Consider the following 19,179-nt stretch of genomic DNA (forward strand, 5'->3'; position numbering starts at 1 on the left):
TTATTTCAAATCATCAAAGCTTTTAATACCAGCATTTTCACGTGTCACAACTTGAACGACTTCAGGATAAATGTGACCGATGAAAGCAGCATTCGGCACTGCACTTCCTTCGAAAGCACCTTCCCCATTGACTGCCAGCATGGCTGGAACATGAACCGTCATACCCAAATCCATATTTCCATCCCGGATACTGGATAAGTTTTCAACGGATGCTCCTGTTTCTGTATTTGTGACGTTAATACCGTCAATATACTTATTCCAGATGCTTGCCATTTCGCCTCCAAGTGGATAATACGTACCACCTTGGCTACCTGTACCTAAGATCAGTTCATTTTTGCGGTCGGTTGCACCTATTTCAGCGACAGGATTATCAACTGTTAATCCCTGCTCTTCGTAATACTTTTTCGCACCAGGGTGGATCGGTAGACCTTCCGCACCCTTCAATGCGTTTTCTAAAATCATTTGTTTGGCCTGCGCATGTGTATTTTCGCTTGCTTTCTCAATCATGATTTTTGCAAGCTCATATCCAAGGTCCTCATCGATCGTATCTGTGTTTGCCATCAGAATTGCATAAGCAGTGACCGTTTGGATATCTGAATCCAAGAAATCATAGGTTTCTTTCGGAATGATGTGTTTTCTGTAACCACTATTTTCTTCTATATAGTCGATTGCTTCATCAGAAAGACTCATCATTACAACATCCCCAACAGAAGCTTGTAAACTTTCAATGCTTGCTGCAGGCAATCCTAAGATCCCGATGGAAATGTCAATATTCCCGTCTTGTACGCCGTCAGCTGCATCACCGAAACCTTCTTGGAATTCCTTGTAATCCCCTTCGCCAAGTCCATAAGCTTCCAAAATGAGTTTTGAAACGTTGTTCGTCTCACTCGCAGGCGGTCCGATTGCGATGTTTTTAGCACCTCCGCCGCTACATGCGGCAAGTAGGAACGCCAATCCAATAACTAGTAGTTTGAAGCCTAATGCCTTCTTCTTTTTCAAGTTCATCCCCCCAGAAATAGTAAATCCCTTCAAAATGATAGCGTTTTCAAATGAAGTGGAAGCCATAGGAGTAATTGCTGCTCAATTAGAAGAGTTAACATTATTATACTTTTAAAGAAAGATGAATTGCAACGTTAATTCAGTATTTTCTAATAATTTTAGCGGGCAAAATAGGTTAAAACATTGGTAGAATAGTAGTCATCAAGGGAGTGGGATAATTTGAATGAAGAAAAAATAGTAAAGATGATTCGGGAAGATGAATGGATGATGGAAACTCTTCGAGCAGTTGATATTTTACGTCTTCCCGATTGGTGGATTTGTGCAGGATTTGTACGTTCAAAAATATGGGATGTCCGATTCGGAACTGGGGAACGAACCCTTTTAGATGATATAGACGTCATATATTTTGAACCAGGGAATATTGAGGAACGAATTGAGAAGTTCTATGAAAAACAACTTTGTTCAATGATGCCGGGGCCGAGATGGTCAGTCAAGAATCAGGCGAGAATGCATGTGTTGAATGGCGTGCCTCCATACAGCTCTTCAGCTGATGGAATATCAAAATTCCCCGAAACAGCTACGGCTCTTGGTGTGAAATTAGATCAATCCGGGAACATCATTCTTATAGCCCCATGGGGGACCGAGGATGTCCTGAATGGAATTATTAGGCCCACACCGCCATTTAAAAAGACACGGTTAATGTCCATTTTTGAAACAAGACTCAATACGAAAAAATGGGAACAGAATTGGAAAGGGCTAAAAGTCTGTCGGGAGTGATTGAATGGATACGATCATTGAATACATTGCTTCGATGTTCAGCTATTTAATCATTGCCATGCCTACTTTTGTTGTTATTCGCTTCCTATGGTTAAACTTAAGGAATGAGAGGATAACTCCATTACATGAAGCAGGTGTGGTTCTGTTCTTCTCTTTTATCATCGGTTTATTCGCTTTAACATTTGACCAAGACGCATCGGATCAACAAACAGCGGTGAACTCGGTGCCATTCAAGGTATTCGTTGATACGTTCAATGCCATTCAAGATGCGGGATTTTGGGAACCTTTCACCATAAATCTCTTGGGCAATATCATTGTTTTTATGCCAATTGGTTTACTTCTTCCGCTTCTTTGGGGACGGTTCAATGCAAAGAGGGCAATCTTGACAGGTTTCCTTATTTCTTTATTCATTGAGTCTACACAGCTTGCATTGGATCGGAGCAGTGATATAGATGATCTAATACTCAATACCTTTGGTGCCCTAATCGGTTATGGAATTTACAGATGTATACCTGCTGTTACTGCCAAAAGATTTAAACAATTTAGCAGGTAGTTTTAGTCTAATTTAGGGCGGGTAAAAATAAGAGTGAGATTAGAAAGAAGGAGTAGTCAGCATGAAAGCGCAAGAAGACTCGAAAGTGAAAGAAAAAATCATTAAACATCTTTTAGAGAATGGGATTTTTAAAGTAAATGGAAAACAATTATATGAATTGACATCCTATGAGTTAATGAAAGAATATACGGTAAAATATCGTTAAAACGTCCAGTGTCATGAACACTGGAATTTTTTCTTTTCGGAACAAAAATGTAAAATGAAAGAAAAGAATTCAAGCGGAGGTAACGGGAATGAAGTCTAATCAATTGGAAGAGTTACGGGATAACTGGCTGGATGAAGCAACAATTGGTCAGATGCAAGAAAAAATGGAGTCAGGAGAACTGTCTTCTGAAGGATTGACACTTATGTATTTAGCGAATATCTCCTTACGAGATGTTAATGTGAATGCTGTTTTGGAAATTAATCCTCAAGCCCTTCAAATTGCACAGGCATTAGACTACGAGCGTTCTGTTAAAGGACCAAGATCTTCGTTACATGGTATCCCCGTCTTATTAAAAGATAATATCGATACAGGAGATCATATGCATACGAGTGCTGGCTCATTGTCGATGCAAAACCACTTTGCTGAAAAAGATGCCTTTTTAGTCCAAAAGCTTCGAGATGCCGGGGCAGTCATCTTAGGGAAAACGAATATGACGGAATGGGCGAATTTTATGTCCGACCGCATGACAAATGGCTGGAGTTCCCGTGGTGGCCAAGTAAAAAATCCGTACGGTCCATTTGACGTCGGTGGATCGAGCTCTGGATCAGGTGCAGCCATCGCTTCCAACATGGCAGCATTTTCAATTGGAACTGAAACCTCCGGATCCATCTTGAATCCATCTGCCCAAAATGGAATAGTTGGTCTAAAACCAACAGTTGGCGCAATCAGTAGAACAGGTGTCATTCCGCTCTCCCACACACAGGATACGCCAGGTCCTATGGCTCGGACAGTCGAGGATGTAACAATCGCATTCGCGGAAATGGTCGGCTATGACGAAGAAGATCCGGTTACGATTAAATCTACAGTTTGGGAAAGTGTCGATTGGTTAGCTTGTCTTAATAAGAACGCTTTAAAAGGCGTCCGACTTGGAATTGCACGTGAAATATTTGAAAAAGAAACCAAAACGGAAACTTTGGAAATCTTTGAACAAGCAATTGAAAAACTGAAACGATTAGGAGCGACTATTGTCGATGAAATCGACCTTGGTACGATGGAAAATGATTTAGGTTACGATGTACTGCTCCACGAATTTAAATCCGACTTAAACGCGTACTTGGCCAAGACCACACCAACGAACCCAATCCGTTCATTGCAGGATGTCATACAGTTCAACAATAGTCATTCGGAAGAGACTTTACAGTTTGGTCAAAGCCTGTTAGAGAGCTCCGATCGTATCAGTGGTACCTTAACAGAACGGGAGTATATTGAAGCTCTTGAACGCAATCGCCACTTAGCGGGTGAGATTGCTCTTGGCGAAGCATTGGAAAAGCATGACGTAGCAGCACTTGTTTTTCCGCAAGACCATGGTTGCAGCTTTGGGGCTGCTGCTGGATACCCTTCAATTACTGTGCCTGCAGGATTTACAGGGGAAGGGGAACCTTTCAATATAACATTTTCAGGTCGAGCGTTTGCTGAGCCTAATCTCATTGCGTATGCCTATTCTTTTGAGCAAGCGACGAAAGCGAGAAGAAAGCCTCAATGGCTTGAGGAAGACGAAAATCAGTGAACAATTGCAATAAATGACCAAGACAGGTATTGAAGGCTTAAATATGCATATGCAACCTTCATCGCATGGCGACACACATATTAGATGTGATAGAATGGAAAAGCAATTAAATTCACAAAAGTGAGTGAAGTAATCAATGAATAATAGAAAACAACCTTTCCTGCCGATATTATTAGGATCAGATATGAATGCCTATGGAATGGCTCGTGCTTTCCATGAGGCTTATGGAATTAAACCGCTTGTATTAGGTCGTGCAAATTTAACTGCTACTCAAGATAGTAAGATTTTGAATTTCCGTGTAATCCCTAATCTCAATGAACAGGATTATTTTATACCTGCTCTCAAACAGATTGCAGAAGAGTTCAAGGATCAAAATCTATTATTGTTGGCATGTGGAGATGATTATGCCAAGCTAATCATTAAAAACAAGCCCACTCTCAAAAGTTATTTTGCCATTCCGTATATCGATGAAGATTTAATGGATCGGATCGTGTTAAAAGAGAATTTTTACGAAATGTGTGAGAAGTATAGTTTTGCTTATCCAAAAACAACTCTTTGCACCTTCGATACACGTCATAGTTTTACATTCGATTTCGACTACCCGATCATCATTAAAGCGTCAAATTCAGTAGAATACTGGAAATGTTCATTCCCGGGGAAAAAGAAAGTATTTGTGGCACATGATGAAGCAGAAAAGACGGCAATTATTGATGCCATCTATAGCTCATCCTATCAGGATAACTTGACCATCCAAGAATTCATCCCAGGTGATGATTCCTATATGCGTGTGTTGAATGCGTATGTCGGAAAAGACGGAAAAGTTAAGCTTATGGCTCTTGGTAATCCGATTCTGGAAGAACATTCTCCAGAAGGGATCGGGAGTTACGCAGCAATCATCAATACTTATGATGAAGAATTGCTGGACAAGGTCCGCTTCTTCCTCGAGGATATCGGCTATACCGGATTCGCCAACTTTGACATGAAATATGACATGCGAGACGGACAGTACAAGCTGTTCGAAATTAACTTGCGTAACGGACGGAGCAGCTATTATGTTACGGCAAGCGGTTATAACTTGATGAAATATGTAGCGGATGATCATATTTTAAACCTTCCGCAAGAGTTGACATATGCGAAAAACAAACATTTGTGGCTGATTATTCCTCCCGGTGTTCTATTCAAATATGCACAAAATGAACAAATGAAAGAGGAGGCTAAGCGCCTCATCGAGGAAGGAAAGGCGACAAACTCCTTGTTTTACAAAGAAGATTTCAGCCCGAAACGCTGGATGAAGTTGAAGCTTAACAACTTGAACTACTATAGAAAATACAAAAAATACTTCAACAACAAAGGTTTGTCATAACGTATGGAGAAGAAGACACTTGGCATCGTCGGAGGGGTTGGCCCCTTGGCGACGATGCTTTTAGGTGAAATGATTGTAAGGCGGACAAACGCATCTAAAGACCAGGAACACGTTGACATGGTCATAACCAATAATACGAAGATTCCGGATCGTACAGCGTACGTACTTGATCGAACAAAACCGAACCCTGTGACGGTTATGATTAAAGACATACAACGCCTGACATCGATCGGAGCGGAAATTATTGCAATCCCATGCAACACAGCACATAGCTTCTACTCAGAAATGCAGCAAGCTTCACCCGTTCCTATCCTAAACATGATTGAGGAAACAGTTAAACGTGCATCCGAAGACGGAGTAAAGCGTCTCGGTATTTTGGGTACAACTGGAACAATTACTGCTGGTGTTTATCAAGATGCCTGCAAAAAAGCAGGGATTGTTCCAGTCGTAACGGATGAAGGAACTCAGGAAAAAGTTATGTCTATCATTTATGATTATGTCAAAGCAAACAAACCGGCTGATCGGAGATTATGGACGGAAATTGAGTTCTATATGGTCGAACAAAAATGTGACAAGGTTATTTTAGGGTGTACTGAGTTATCGATTGTCAGGGAAGAGCTTAACCTACAAGAACTTTACTTGGACTCTATGTTAGTCTTAGCCGAAGAGTCCATCCTTGCCTGCGGCTATGAATTGAATAAAAAATGAAATATGTAGAAAACTTCATTAGAAAGAAGAGCGACTGATTAATGGACAGTCGCTCTTTTTCATGTGGATATTGTCCAATTCACTGACTTTGAAGGCATTTATGGTACACTAAAAGCATTAGATAAGAGGTGGAGAATTCAATGTCTTTCTTACAATTGCTCAATGAATCAACCAAGAAAAAATGGACGTTCGAGTCCCCTATGCCGATCCAAGAAAAAATGATTCCAGAAATGCTTGAAGGTAAGGATATCGTTGCTCAATCCCCTACAGGCACTGGCAAGACATTAGCTTACGTACTCCCATTGCTCCAATTAGTAGACGGCACCCGACAACAAACTCAAGCATTGATTGTCACGCCTTCACAGGAACTTTCCATGCAAATCGTCGAAGTCGTAAGGGAATGGACTGAGGGGACGCCTATAACGGTGGCACAGCTAATTGGCGGAGCCAATATGCAGCGGCAAATTGAAAAGCTTAAAAAGAAACCAACGATCGTTGTCGGTACGCCTGGAAGACTGAATGAACTCATCAAGGCAAAAAAGTTAAAGATGCATGACATCCGATACCTCATATTGGATGAAGGGGATCAGTTACTGAGCCGAGAGCATCGCGTAGTTTCAAAGTCTTTTATTGACCAGGCAAACCCGGAAAAGCAAATAGTATTAGTATCAGCAACAGTTACGGAAGAAATTGAACTAGTTGCAGATCGGATGATGGATGAACCGGTCCATATAAAAGTTGAAGCACAAGAACTTCCGGAATTAGGCACGGTCGTTCACTCTTTCATAAAGGTTGACGTGCGAGATAAAACTGAACTTTTAAGACGGATTTCCCATATAGAAGGAATTCGTGCATTAGCTTTCGTAAATCATATGGATCAATTGTTGATGAAGGAGACGAAACTGAAATTCCGGGATGCACAAATTGTGGCACTTCATTCTGAAATGAAAAAAGAAGAGCGTAAAAATGCTCTGGATTCATTTAGAAAAGGGGAAGTTCGTGTACTTCTTTCCACAGATGTGGCTGCACGTGGTCTTGATATCGAAGGCCTTACACATGTAATTCACGTCGATGTTCCGAAAAAGACGGAGCAGTATCTACACAGGTCTGGACGGACAGGAAGAGCAGGAGCCGATGGCGAAGTACTGACACTTCTGACGTATAACGACGAAAAGGATTATAAAAAATTGACCAAGTCACTTGGAGAAAAACCCGTGCAGAAAATTTGGCATAAAGGAAAGATTATTGAGGGGAACTCAAAAACCGTTTCTAAGAAGGGATAATCATTTATGAATTTCAATGAAAAATTAGCTCAGTATGCTGAACTTGCGGTACAAGTCGGAATGAATGTCCAAAAAGGGCAGCCAGTACTGATCAATACTACAACGGATGCCGTAGAGTTTGCACGTCTTGTAGTAGCGGAAGCTTACAAGGCAGGGGCGTCCCGTGTTACCGTGAATTTTACAGATGAATTTGTATCAAGAGCGTTTTACGAAAATGCTTCAGAAGAAGAGATTAACCACTATCCAGAATGGGCAGCGAAGCAACGTGATGAACTGATTGCAAAAAATGGTGCTTTGTTATGGATTGACTCCGAAGACCCGGATCTATTGGAAGGGATTCCGTCTTCCCGGATTTCTGCACAGCAGAAGGCGGGAGGGAAAGCATTGGAGAATTACCGGAATGCGGTGATGTCTGACAAGATTGCTTGGTCCATTATTGCGATTCCTTCTGAAAAATGGGCAAAGAAAGTATTCCCTCATCTTCCTGAAGAGGAACAAGTAAATGCGTTATGGGAAACAATCTTTAGCACCGTCCGAATTGGTGAAGGGAATGCAGTTGAAAAATGGCATACCCATATTGAAGAGTTAGAAAGCCGAGCCACCATGCTGAATGAAAAACATTATAAAAAGCTCCACTACAAAGCGCCTGGGACAGACCTGACAATTGAGTTAGCAGAAAAGCATATATGGCTGAGTGGTGCGAGTAAAACCCCGGCTGGAGTACCCTTCATAGCCAACATGCCAACGGAGGAAGTGTACACTGCACCGCTTCGTTCTGGGGTTAACGGAACTGTTTCAAACACGAAGCCTCTCGTATATTCCGGAAATGTAATCGATGGATTCGTCTTAACGTTCAAGGATGGAAAAGTGGTCGATGTAAAAGCGGAAAAAGGGGAAGATTTGCTAAAGGAATTGCTGAATACGGATGAAGGTTCAGCTTACTTGGGCGAAGTAGCCCTCGTTCCACACGAATCACCCATTTCGTCATCCAACATTTTGTTCTACAATACATTATTTGATGAGAATGCATCCAACCACTTAGCACTTGGTGGAGCTTATGGAACGAATGTTGAAGGCGGTCGTGATTTAACTGAAAGCCAACTCCCTTCAGTAGGACTCAATACATCTATTACGCATGAGGATTTCATGGTCGGCAGTGCGGAAATGGATATCGATGGAGAGCTGGCTGATGGAACATTAGAACCAATCTTCCGTAAGGGAAATTGGGCATTCTAAAGGGATGATCGAGTGAAAAAAATAGCCTTTCTTATAATCGCTGTCTTTCTCTTACTTACGCCATTGCCAGTATTCGCGGAGCAAAAATACCCGATCGTTTATGTCGCGATCGGTGATTCTTTAGCAGCCGGACAAACGCCAAACAAAGAAATAGATGCTGGTTATAGTGACTTGATCGCTCAAGAATTATCACGGAATTTGCCGGTCGCTGCATTTACTAAAAACCTGTCATTCCCTGGTTACACAACAAACGATGTAGTACGGACAGTTAAGAGAGAAGAGACCCAGGAAATACTTGGCCAGGCAAATCTGATTACAATTTCTGCTGGAGCGAATGACCTGCTTCGGATGGTCCGTCATGATAGTCGTTCAGGCACCTTGTCATTCCAGCAGATTCAGGCTGACTTTGCTCTAAATAGAGTAAGGATTAACATGGCTGAAATGATTTCGGAACTCAAAAGTAGGGCACCCAAAGCAGAAATCTACGTTATGGGCTATTATTTTCCCTATCCACACGTATTAGAGGCTCAAAAGAACGGCACTGCTCGTCAATTGAACCGTTTAAATGAGATTCTGAAAAACGTGGCCGAGATCGCAGATGTACAGTTTGTCGATGTATCAAAAGGGTTCGAACAAAATGCAAAAGACTATATCCCGAACCCGGCTGATGTGCATCCGAACATGGAAGGTTACCGGATTATGGCCAACTCATTTTTTGACGTCATGACAAGAGGAAATCTTCAAGTAAGCCAATCAGAACTGCCACAGCCTGCGCCAAAATCTTTCGAGGAACTAAGCAAGGAAATGAACACTCCAAAAGAGGATGAAACGGCCAGTAAAGGACCCTTGACACCTAACTTATATGTAATGATCGATGAACTTCATCGGACATAAAAAAACCGGACTTTCTATTATTGAAAAGTCCGGTTTTTATAATCCTTTGAATTGATCACTTGTTTTTGTTTACGGGAACTCAGAAATTTCCGGGCTATCGGATAAATGACCGGTGCCCACTTAATGGCAGTCTTGATTAAGCGTTTCATTTTCATATATTTCACTCCTGTTAATTCGCCTATACCAATAAGATTCCCGTATAGAGATCAAGTGAAACTCATCGAAGTACCTTGACTCCTTGGTAAATATTCCAAACCGTTATAATCAGGGAAACTACAATATAAGCAATCATGAAAATGAAAGGCAGACCAGCAGTCCAGAAGAAACCGGATGAATCAGCGTAAGGATCATAATAATTCATATTCATCGACTGGAAGGAAACAGCAATGAGTAAAAGGAATCCGATGATTCCAAGTCCAACCGGTATCAGATGTGATAATAATGCCCGCTTTGCGTGAATCTTCACTTCTTTATCATGTGCAATAAAAAAGACAATAATAGGTAATAAGAACGGTGCAAACAAAATGCTGAAATAGCATAATGCAGCGAGGACACGGTTATTATCCATCTATATCAACCTCCTAACGTATACTATAGTCTACACAACTTTGAGAGAAAAGTTTCAAAGATTAAAGGAAATGTTGATTCTTTTCTGCAAATTGTGTACAATAGGCACGAATAGAATAATCGATGAAGACCCACAAGGGGAGCCGTTTAGGACGGCTGAGATTGAACAGTGCCATGTTCAAGACCCTTTGAACCTGTAAGTTAGTGCTTGCGTAGGGATGTGGATAGAAACCGACAATACTCGATGTCCGGCTCTGTCCGTGGCGTCGTTTTTTATTTACCGGCCTATCGTGAGCCCCTTGTGTCAATCATCGGAACTGGGGGAACGTAAAATGAGGAATAAAAGATTAGTGATGTTAATGGAGATTGCCATCTTTGGTGCTCTCGGCTTTGTACTTGATCGGCTCTTGGTATTTGAAATGCCACAGGGCGGGTCAATCACCTTAGTGATGCTGCCCATACTATTAATGGCCTTTAGAAGAGGTGTTTGGGCAGGGGTATTAACAGGATTCATCGTAGGATTACTACAGCTAATAACGGGTAACTTCTATGCTGCCCCGTTATCTTTTGGTTTTGTTATTTTACAAGTCGGATTGGATTATGTAATTGCGTTCATCGTCATCGGGTTTGCCGGACTTTTTAGAAACCGCTTCCTCCAGGCGAAGGATTTGGATCATAAAAAGGGAATGGTCATAGCAGTAGTAAGTGGCGCATTTGTCGGGTCATTCTTACGTTATATTGTTCATGTAATTACCGGCATCTTCTTCTTCGGTGAGTTTGCCGGAGAGCAAAATGTGGTCCTGTATTCTTTAATTTACAATTCAACTTACATGATCCCTGTATTCTTGTTAGGTGCAATTGTCTGTTCGATTCTTTTCATGACTGCGCCAAGACTTTTACAACCAAATAACTGATGATTAGGTAAGATGACTATGTTTGGGTAGTCATCTTTTCTTATGATATAGTTAAGAAGAGCTCTAAAAGAAGGGAATCTTATAAATGATAGCAAAAACAAAAGAGGATTTTGAAAATTTAAAGATGATCGGCCGAATCGTGGCTGAGATTCGTGATGCGTTAAAGAATGCAACTAAGCCGGGTGTTACAACGAAGGAATTAGATGACTTGGCTGGCCGCATGTTTGAAGAAAACGGTGCCGTATCGGGACCGAAAGGGGAATATGATTTCCCAGGTTTCACATGTATTAGCGTCAATGAAGAAGTGGCACACGGTATTCCAGGTAATCGGGTAATTCAGGAAGGCGACATCGTGAATGTGGATGTCTCTGGTTCATATAACGGGTATTTTGCAGATACGGGGATTTCTTTTGTTGTTGGTGATGGATATCCGGAAAAAGAAAAACTATGTGAAGTAGCGCAAAGTTCCTTTGACCGTGCGATGTTGAAGGTGAAAGTAGGATCACGTCTAAATCAAATCGGTAAAGCAGTGGAACGTGAAGCGAAGGCAAATGGCTTGCATGTCATTAAAAACTTGACTGGCCATGGCGTGGGTAAATCCCTTCATGAAGCACCTCAATATATTTTAAATTACTACGATGCGTGGGATCCGACCATCTTAAAAGAAGGAATGGTCTTGGCTGTTGAACCGTTCATTTCACAAAAAGCTGAGCATATTGTGGAGTCAGGTGATGGCTGGACATTCGTCACACCTGATAAGTCATTGGTTGCTCAAATTGAACATACCGTAATTGTGACAAATGGGGAACCATTACTAATTACAAAATTAGATTAAGAAAAAGAGGCATTGCCATTTTGGCTATGCCTCTTTTTAACAGATAGAAAAGGTATAAGAACTCTGGATAAATAGGCGGAACAAAGGCTAAGGAACAAAGACTAAGGAACAAAGACTAAGGAACAAAGACTAAATACGCCGCGTCCTGCGGCGACGTCTTTGTGACCAACATAGTGTTGGCCCGCGTCCTGGCTGCTCCACCGCTTCGCTCGTCGCAAAATTGCAAAGAAGTGGATTCAGGAAGCTATTTGGCAACGCCTTTGTGACCAACGTCCTGTCTGAGGGAACAAAGGCTAAAAGCGCCGCGTCCTGCGACAACGCCTTTGGACCAACGTCCTGTTGGCCTATGCCTCTTTTTTAATAAACAGTATTCCGAAAATCATTACACCGCAAAGGAATAAAGAAGCTGCAGAAACAAGTAATTCATCTATGCCATTTTGCAGTACAATCCCAAGGAATGTCCAGACGAATATAACCACTATGGCTATATCATGATAGTGATAGCGGAAATGCAGTGCGATTGCAGCCGCAACTGTTAAGAAAATGACCGTCCATAGTGGATCGCTTATACCCCAACCGCTCCATTCAAAGTAGGTGAGTGCTAAAGCGACATTGAACATACATACCATAATGGACCAGCTGAAAAATACTGAAATAGGAAGCTTATCCTGCCAGTTACTTTTTAACTTACCATAGGTTAAGTAAAGTGCAAATATGGATAGCAATTGAGCGAATTGGAAGATGATTGTCCAAAAGTAAAGTTCGAAGTGGAAAAACCAATTCCATGTAATTGTTAAAAGACAGCTAATCGAGAAAAGAATGCTGCGCATTGTAAGTTTTTGACTTTGGTCGTGCCGTTTTTTATATAGACGATAAATCCAAACCGCAAGAAGGGCGTAGAGGACAATCCAAATTGCATACGTCACTACAACTGGTGTAATCAGGACGGGTAGCCAGTTTGTCAGTTCGGCTGTCGTGTGACCGTTAAATTTAAATAAGTCTGCAGCCAAATTAAATGCAGCAAGTAATATGAGCATGATGGACATCAGTAAAATTTGCGGCATGAGCAACCCTCCCTTCTAATAGTATACATAGAAAGAATGAAGCGACAAACGGATTATGTGAATATTTTTGTACAATTTGGAATCTGTTCCGTTAATGCTAAGAACATGCTATACTAATAATGTTTTCGGAAAATTTAGACGCAGGAGGTACATGGAATGACTAAAACGATGTATCCAGAAGTTTGGGATTTAGACGTGTTCTTTAAAGGTGGAAGTGAATCTACTCAACTGAGGGAACACTTGAACACAACAACTGAAATGTTAAAAAAACTGAGAACTGATGTAGAACAATTTAACGTTCCTTCTTCGGGTGATCAGGCCGAAGAGGTTGCTAAGCTCATCGAAAAACTGAAAAATACGGCGATGAACTTACAAGAAGCTGGGGCGGTCATCGGTTGCCTCGCTGCACAGAATACGACTGACAAAAAGGCAGTATTATTAGGCAGTGAAATTGCGTCATTACGAGCAAATCTATCTACTTCTCTCTTAAAATTACAACAGACATTAACAAAAACGGATGACAGTGTATGGTCAGAACTATTAAAGTCAAACGAATTATCACCTTTCACATTCGTTCTGAATGAATGGAGAACTAAATCAAAACTTCTTTTATCCGAAGAGGAAGAAATCTTAGTAACAACTTTAGGTGTGGATGGGTACCACGCTTGGGGAGAACTTTACGATGCTTTGATCGGAGAAATGAAGGTAAAAGTTAGAATTGCCGGGGAGGAAAAGGAACTCTCGGTTGGCCAAGCCAATAACTTAAGTTCTAACCCTGATCCTCATGTCCGTAAAGAAGCATTCGATGCGCTCGAAAGTGCATTTGAACAGAAAGAGGACTTCTTTGCTAAAACATTGAATCATCTGGCAGGATTCCGTTTATCGGTATACGAAAAACGTGGATGGGACAATGTTCTTTCCGAACCGTTACAAATCAATCGTATGAAACAGGAAACACTAGACGCAATGTGGGATGCTATTACTGCATATAAGCAGCCATTTGTTGACTACCTGAATCAGAAGGCGAAGATTTTAGGGAAGGAAAGAATGAATTGGTATGATCTCGATGCCCCGATCACATCTTCTACCCAAAAGATTTCGTATCAGGAAGGTGCAGAATTCATCCTGAAGCATTTCTCAAAGTTCGGTAAGGAATTAACCTCTTTGGCCAAAACGGCTCTTGAAGATGGTTGGATTGAAGCAGAAGACCGCCCACATAAACAACCAGGCGGCTACTGTACAGGTATGCCTTTGTCGAATCAATCCCGGATTTTCATGACCTATAGCGGGACCATGTCCAATGTTTCAACTTTAGCTCATGAATTAGGTCATGCATTCCATTCTTATGCGCTTCGGCCAGTACATTGGATGAACCGTCTATATGCAATGGGGGTTGCGGAAACAGCATCAACCTTTGCTGAAATGATTGTGGCAGATGCAGCCGTTAAAGAGGCGGATTCGCCGGAAGAGAAGCTTTCTTTGCTGGAAGATAAGATTCAGCGAAGTGTAGCGTTCTTTATGAATATCCATGCTCGTTTCTTATTTGAAACAAGATTTTATGAGGAGCGGAAGAATGGAATCGTTTCTGCAAGCCGCTTGAACGAATTAATGGAAGAAGCTCAGCGAGAAGCATATGGCGATGCTTTGGATGCAGCACATCCGCATTTCTGGGCATCTAAAATGCATTTCTATATAACGGGAGTGCCGTTTTATAACTTCCCGTACACGTTTGGGTACTTGTTCTCCTTGAGTATCTATGCAAAAGCATTGGAAGAAGGGACAAACTTCGAAGAGAAGTATGTCGCGCTTCTACGTGATACAGCTGTCATGACAGTTGAAGATCTTGCCATGAAACATTTAGGTGAAGATGTAACACAACGTGCTTTTTGGGAAAAAGGTGTACAATTATGTGTGAAAGACGTGGAGGAATTTTTGACATTAACTAAAGGGTGAAAATCGTTTTGATATTACTTGAAGGCAAGAAATGTTACTTGCGGATATTAAAAGAAGAAGATGCCGGAGCACTGACGGAATTACTGATTCGAAATAAGTTCTATTGGTCCATCTATGAACCGAAACATCATAATTCCTATTACACGGTCCCGGTCCAACGCGAAAAAATAAGGGAATCTCTCTATCAGATGAGGGACAAACGAGAATACAGCTTTGGAATATTTGATTCTTCGACCAGCATACTTGTTGGTCATATCTCTATGTATAGCATTAAGCGTTTACCTTTCCAAAGCGGTTTCATCGGTTATTCCATCGACGAACAACAAATTGGAAAAGGTTATGCAACAGAGGCGGTTAAATTAGTATTGAAATTCGCCTTCAAAGATTTAGGCCTTCATAGGATTGAAGCGTATGTCTCTCCCAAAAATGCCGGTTCCATAAGAGTTCTTGAAAAGGCAGGACTTCAACGTGAAGGCCTGCTCAAAGAACTTCTCTATATTAACGGTGTGTGGGAAGATCACTACATGTATGCTGTCTTAGAAAAGGACTTTTGAAAAGGGAAGGCTTGGCGGCATGCCGTCGTCAAGATGAGACAGTGGTTCCAGTATTAGGCGTGTATAATTACTAAGACACTTTGTTACAACTAATTATTGTTACGCAAAAGAGGGCATCGGTCATAGACTGATGCCCTCTTTTTACCTATTATTTAGTGTCGATTTCCCGGGAAATAGAATTCTACTTTGTCGAATAACCGTCTTCCACAGTTGTCAGTTTACCCGTTGCAGGATCAATAACTAAACCGTGAACTGGGACTTTCTTATCCATTAATGGATGGCTTTTAAGCATTTCTACGCTATGTCGAACACTTTCTTCGACATTTTCGAAACCTCTTAAATATTCCTCAAGGTCAATAGCTGCATTTCTTAGGGTAGCGAACGTTTCCTCTGATATCCCACGCTCTTTCATTTTTTCCATCATCTTCTCAGGATCAATGGAACTCATGCCGCAATCATGGTGGCCAACAACAAATACTTCATCGGCCTGTAATTCATAAACAGCCACAAGGATACTTCTCATGATTCCGCCGAAAGGATGATTGATAATGGCACCGGCACTCTTTACGATTTTTGCATCACCATTTTTAAAATTCATCGCTTTCGGTAAAAGCTCAATCAATCTTGTATCCATGCAAGTAAGTACAACGATTTTCTTGTCAGGAAACTTGGAAGTTGCATATTGTTCGTATTGTTTTTCAGCTACAAATGTTTCATTATGTTTTAAAATGTCATGTAAAAGTGTCATTTCTATACTCCCTTACTACTTAGATTTCAATCTTAATTGTACATAAACAGGAGTGGTATGACCACTTTCAAATTATCAGTTTGCTTTTTTCTTTAGACGGTCAATCATTAGTAGAGACTTTCCGGTACCTTTTGCTACTGATTCAAGAGGTTCCGGTGCAAGATGGACGGGTACAGATAATTCTTGAGAAAGCCACTCTACCATTCCTTTTAGCTTTGAGCCTCCACCAGTAAGTACAACACCTTGATCAACAATGTCTCCGGACAATTCTGGCGGACAGAACTCTAAGGTAGAGCGGATTGCTTCCATAATTGCCAATAATGGTTCCTTTAATACTTCTTGAATTTCAGTAGACTTCAATTCAATCATTTTAGGAAGTCCGGTTACTACATCACGTCCGCGAACTTCGATCGTTTCAACTTTATGTGGAATGAGAGCATAGCCAATTTCTTGTTTGATCAATTCTGCAGTGGGCTCACCAATCAGGACATTGTATTGTTTTCTGACAAAGTTAACGATATCCTCGACCATTCGATCGCCAGCCATTTTGACGGTAGTGGAGGAAACTACTCCACCGTAAGAGATGATACCGACTTCAGTTGTCCCACCGCCAATATCGATAATGACATTTGCGACAGGCTCTGCAACTGGAAGGTCGGCGCCGATTGCAGCGGCTACAGTTTCTTCTATGAGGTGCACATCTTTGGCTCCACTGAATCGAGCCGCATCTTCAATCGCTTTTCTCTCCACTGTAGAAGCTCCTGAAGGCACACATATCATCACCCTCGGTTTGCGAATAGAGTTTCCTAAGACTTTTCCGGCCTTCGCCATCATTTGACGTAAGAACTCTGTCGTTATATCAAAGTCCGCAATTACACCATCTTTCAACGGACGAATAATTGAAATACTCATTGGGGTTTTACCAATCATGCTTTTTGCTTCAGTGCCTACAGCAACTACATTTTTGGTTTTATTGTCAATCGCAACAACGGTTGGTTCATTTACGATAATTCCTTTATTTTTTGTATAAATTAATGTATTCGCAGTTCCTAAATCAATTCCAATATCTAAACTTGACCACATGATAAATTTCCTCCTTACAGGTAGGTTGCACTCACTTATTATAGAAGATTTTAATTTTATTCTCATATGGTATTAACTGGGATGTATCAACTATTTCAATAAAAAATGAGTAAAAGGGAGGGGATGAGTGCAGAAAGATGGGAAAAGAGAATCACGTTGTAACTTTTTTGATACATGGATGTCACGAAAATGTAAATGAATGTTTTAGTTATACAGCGTTTGTAATAAAAGAGAGAATAAAAAAGAAACCGTCTTAGGCGACGGTTTCTTTAGAAGATGCTTCTTTAGTTGGAATCGGATCGATTATAACGGAATCTTCAATAGGAAGACCTTTTCTTAAGAAATATGTGGCAGTATATATTGTGATCAATAACAAAACAGTGAAACCTATCACGATAGAGAGATATAGACCCATGAATGTACCTCCTTAAATACTATTGTATCGACGACTATATTATACAAGACTTTTTCTCTTATTTTAAGAGGTAAATCTTAGTTACAACATAATTTGTGACAGAAATTAGAACGCCCAGTTCCCGTATCTAAAAATAGGTTCTATTTTCCCATCTTTTGTAATGCCATCAATATTCATTTGTTCAGATCCAATCATGAAATCGACATGAGTGATACTTTGGTTTAATCCGTTTTCAGCCAATTCTTCTTGGGACATTGACTTACCACCTTCAATACAAAAAGCATAAGCGCTTCCGATTGCTAAGTGGTTGGATGCATTTTCGTCAAACAACGTGTTGAAGAAGAGAAGTCCTGATTGGGAAATTGGCGATTGGTGTGGAACAAGTGCCACTTCTCCTAAGTAATGAGAACCTTCATCAGTTTCAACAAGCTTCTTCAAGACTTCTTCGCCTTCTTTGGCTTCTACGTTAACAATCCGGCCATTTTCAAAAGTGATTTTGAACTCATCGATAATATTTCCTCCGAAGCTTAGCGGTTTTGTACTGGATACAACACCATTTACACCGGTTTTCAATGGAACAGTGAATACTTCTTCAGTCGGCATATTTGCCATGAATTCATTTCCTTTTTCGTTTACACTTCCTGCTCCGACCCATAAATGGCCTGATGGCAGTTCAATCGTTAAGTCGGTATTAGGCGCAGTGTAATGAAGTTTTTGATAGTTTTTCTCATTCAAGTAAGCTACTTTTTCATGGAGTGTTTCGTCGTGTTTATTCCATGCTGCTACTGGATCTGCTTCATCTACACGCACTGCTTTGAAAATCGCTTCCCATAATGCGGGTACTTGTTCTTCTTCCGGAAGATTTGGGAACACCATGGCAGCCCATTTCTTTGAAGGGGAAGCCACAACAGTCCAACTGATTTTATCGGATTGGACGTATTGGCGGTATTTACTTAAAGCTAAGCCGCTTGCCTTTTGAAAGGCTGCAATTTTAGAAGAGTCTATGCCTTTTAACAAGTCAGGGCTTTGCGACATGATGCTGATAAATGCAGCACCGTTATCAGCCAATTGCTCACGTTCTTGAACTTTCCATGACGGAAATTCACTAAAGGAATCCTCAGGAGCCATTTCAAAACGTGTGCGAGTAACTATGTCATCAGACCAGTCAACATAGACATTCTTTGCACCTGTTGCATATGCACTTTTCACAATTTCACGTACTAATTCAACGCTGTCCAAGGATGTGGATATGTATAGTTCTTGTCCCTCCTGGATATTAACACCGACTTTCACGATCAAGTCAGCGTACTTTGTTAGGTTTTCATTAAAAGATGCCATAATCGTTTCTCCTTTCTCTGTATTACCATAGTACCTTTTTGACTTTACCCCTGCAATGTCAAACATGTTCGTATTTTAGCTCAATTTGTTGTTTGCACTAAAGAATTGACGGTTTCTGCCGAA

Annotated in this window: 21 protein-coding genes and 1 riboswitch; of the genes, 13 read left to right on the forward strand and 8 right to left on the reverse strand. The window is 41.0% G+C overall.

Annotation, left to right across the window (positions count from 1 at the left end; translation table 11 throughout):
* The gene (locus ACFOZY_RS06830; protein WP_378153673.1) at positions 1-999 is read right to left on the reverse strand and encodes a TAXI family TRAP transporter solute-binding subunit; all 999 of its coding nucleotides are present in this window, start codon (positions 997-999) and stop codon (positions 1-3) included.
* Between the two features lie 219 nt (positions 1,000-1,218).
* On the opposite strand from ACFOZY_RS06830, the gene ACFOZY_RS06835 reads away from it, so the two are divergent.
* The 9 genes from ACFOZY_RS06835 to ACFOZY_RS06875 all read left to right on the forward strand — a co-directional run bounded on the left by ACFOZY_RS06835 (position 1,219) and on the right by ACFOZY_RS06875 (position 9,585).
* On the forward strand, positions 1,219-1,776 hold the full coding sequence (locus ACFOZY_RS06835; RefSeq protein WP_378153675.1) for a nucleotidyltransferase family protein: 558 nt from the start codon (positions 1,219-1,221) through the stop codon (positions 1,774-1,776).
* A gap of 4 nt (positions 1,777-1,780) precedes the next feature.
* Positions 1,781-2,329 (forward strand): VanZ family protein, encoded by a 549-nt coding sequence (locus ACFOZY_RS06840; protein ID WP_378153677.1) that lies wholly within the window; start codon positions 1,781-1,783, stop codon positions 2,327-2,329.
* Between the two features lie 61 nt (positions 2,330-2,390).
* Positions 2,391-2,534, forward strand: a complete 144-nt coding sequence (locus tag ACFOZY_RS06845; RefSeq protein ID WP_378153679.1) for a Fur-regulated basic protein FbpA — start codon at positions 2,391-2,393, stop codon at positions 2,532-2,534.
* Positions 2,535-2,622: 88 nt separating this feature from the next.
* Entirely contained in the window at positions 2,623-4,101 is a 1,479-nt protein-coding gene (locus ACFOZY_RS06850; RefSeq protein ID WP_378153681.1) for an amidase family protein, read from the forward strand.
* Between the two features lie 136 nt (positions 4,102-4,237).
* A complete protein-coding gene (locus ACFOZY_RS06855; RefSeq protein WP_378153683.1) occupies positions 4,238-5,464 on the forward strand; it encodes a carboxylate--amine ligase in 1,227 nt (408 codons plus the stop codon).
* A 3-nt stretch (positions 5,465-5,467) separates the two neighbouring features.
* Entirely contained in the window at positions 5,468-6,172 is a 705-nt protein-coding gene (gene cuyB / locus ACFOZY_RS06860) for a cysteate racemase (RefSeq protein ID WP_378153685.1), read from the forward strand.
* A gap of 140 nt (positions 6,173-6,312) precedes the next feature.
* On the forward strand, positions 6,313-7,455 hold the full coding sequence (locus ACFOZY_RS06865; RefSeq protein ID WP_378153687.1) for a DEAD/DEAH box helicase: 1,143 nt from the start codon (positions 6,313-6,315) through the stop codon (positions 7,453-7,455).
* Positions 7,456-7,461: 6 nt separating this feature from the next.
* Positions 7,462-8,691, forward strand: coding sequence for an aminopeptidase (locus ACFOZY_RS06870; RefSeq protein WP_378153689.1), 1,230 nt, complete (start codon positions 7,462-7,464; stop codon positions 8,689-8,691).
* 12 nt (positions 8,692-8,703) lie between these two features.
* Entirely contained in the window at positions 8,704-9,585 is an 882-nt protein-coding gene (locus ACFOZY_RS06875; protein WP_378153691.1) for an SGNH/GDSL hydrolase family protein, read from the forward strand.
* 17 nt (positions 9,586-9,602) lie between these two features.
* On the opposite strand, the gene ACFOZY_RS06880 is transcribed toward ACFOZY_RS06875, so the two are convergent.
* A complete protein-coding gene (locus ACFOZY_RS06880) occupies positions 9,603-9,740 on the reverse strand; it encodes a hypothetical protein (RefSeq protein ID WP_378153693.1) in 138 nt (45 codons plus the stop codon).
* A gap of 62 nt (positions 9,741-9,802) precedes the next feature.
* The gene (locus ACFOZY_RS06885) at positions 9,803-10,153 is read right to left on the reverse strand and encodes a magnetosome magnetite crystal formation protein family (RefSeq protein ID WP_378153695.1); all 351 of its coding nucleotides are present in this window, start codon (positions 10,151-10,153) and stop codon (positions 9,803-9,805) included.
* Positions 10,154-10,278: 125 nt separating this feature from the next.
* Positions 10,279-10,388, forward strand: a riboswitch (TPP riboswitch).
* Positions 10,389-10,484: 96 nt separating this feature from the next.
* On the opposite strand from ACFOZY_RS06885, the gene thiT reads away from it, so the two are divergent.
* Complete coding sequence (gene thiT, locus ACFOZY_RS06890; protein WP_378153697.1) at positions 10,485-11,066, forward strand: energy-coupled thiamine transporter ThiT; 582 nt, start codon at positions 10,485-10,487, stop codon at positions 11,064-11,066.
* An 85-nt stretch (positions 11,067-11,151) separates the two neighbouring features.
* Positions 11,152-11,901, forward strand: a complete 750-nt coding sequence (gene map, locus ACFOZY_RS06895) for a type I methionyl aminopeptidase (protein WP_378153699.1) — start codon at positions 11,152-11,154, stop codon at positions 11,899-11,901.
* Between the two features lie 344 nt (positions 11,902-12,245).
* Here the strand turns inward: map and ACFOZY_RS06900 are convergent, their stop codons facing one another.
* Positions 12,246-12,965, reverse strand: coding sequence for a hypothetical protein (locus ACFOZY_RS06900; RefSeq protein ID WP_378153702.1), 720 nt, complete (start codon positions 12,963-12,965; stop codon positions 12,246-12,248).
* A 156-nt stretch (positions 12,966-13,121) separates the two neighbouring features.
* Here ACFOZY_RS06900 and ACFOZY_RS06905 point away from each other — a divergent pair, with 156 nt between their 5' ends.
* Positions 13,122-14,918, forward strand: a complete 1,797-nt coding sequence (locus tag ACFOZY_RS06905; protein WP_378153704.1) for a M3 family oligoendopeptidase — start codon at positions 13,122-13,124, stop codon at positions 14,916-14,918.
* Positions 14,915-15,472, forward strand: coding sequence for a GNAT family N-acetyltransferase (locus ACFOZY_RS06910; protein WP_378153706.1), 558 nt, complete (start codon positions 14,915-14,917; stop codon positions 15,470-15,472). Before ACFOZY_RS06905 ends, ACFOZY_RS06910 begins: the two co-directional genes overlap by 4 nt.
* A 181-nt stretch (positions 15,473-15,653) precedes the next feature.
* Here the strand turns inward: ACFOZY_RS06910 and ACFOZY_RS06915 are convergent, their stop codons facing one another.
* The 4 genes from ACFOZY_RS06915 to ACFOZY_RS06930 all read right to left on the reverse strand — a co-directional run bounded on the left by ACFOZY_RS06915 (position 15,654) and on the right by ACFOZY_RS06930 (position 19,056).
* Positions 15,654-16,220: a beta-class carbonic anhydrase gene (locus ACFOZY_RS06915; protein WP_378153708.1), complete on the reverse strand. Its 567-nt coding sequence runs from the start codon at positions 16,218-16,220 to the stop codon at positions 15,654-15,656.
* 75 nt (positions 16,221-16,295) lie between these two features.
* Positions 16,296-17,303 (reverse strand): rod-share determining protein MreBH, encoded by a 1,008-nt coding sequence (mreBH, locus tag ACFOZY_RS06920; RefSeq protein WP_378153710.1) that lies wholly within the window; start codon positions 17,301-17,303, stop codon positions 16,296-16,298.
* A 253-nt stretch (positions 17,304-17,556) separates the two neighbouring features.
* Positions 17,557-17,718, reverse strand: coding sequence for a hypothetical protein (locus ACFOZY_RS06925; protein ID WP_378153712.1), 162 nt, complete (start codon positions 17,716-17,718; stop codon positions 17,557-17,559).
* 105 nt (positions 17,719-17,823) lie between these two features.
* Positions 17,824-19,056, reverse strand: coding sequence for an aminopeptidase (locus ACFOZY_RS06930; RefSeq protein WP_378153714.1), 1,233 nt, complete (start codon positions 19,054-19,056; stop codon positions 17,824-17,826).
* Positions 19,057-19,179 lie beyond the last annotated feature (123 nt).

This window comes from Chungangia koreensis, assembly GCF_042651785.1.
GTDB classification, from domain to species: Bacteria; Bacillota; Bacilli; order Bacillales_A; family Planococcaceae; genus Chungangia; species Chungangia koreensis.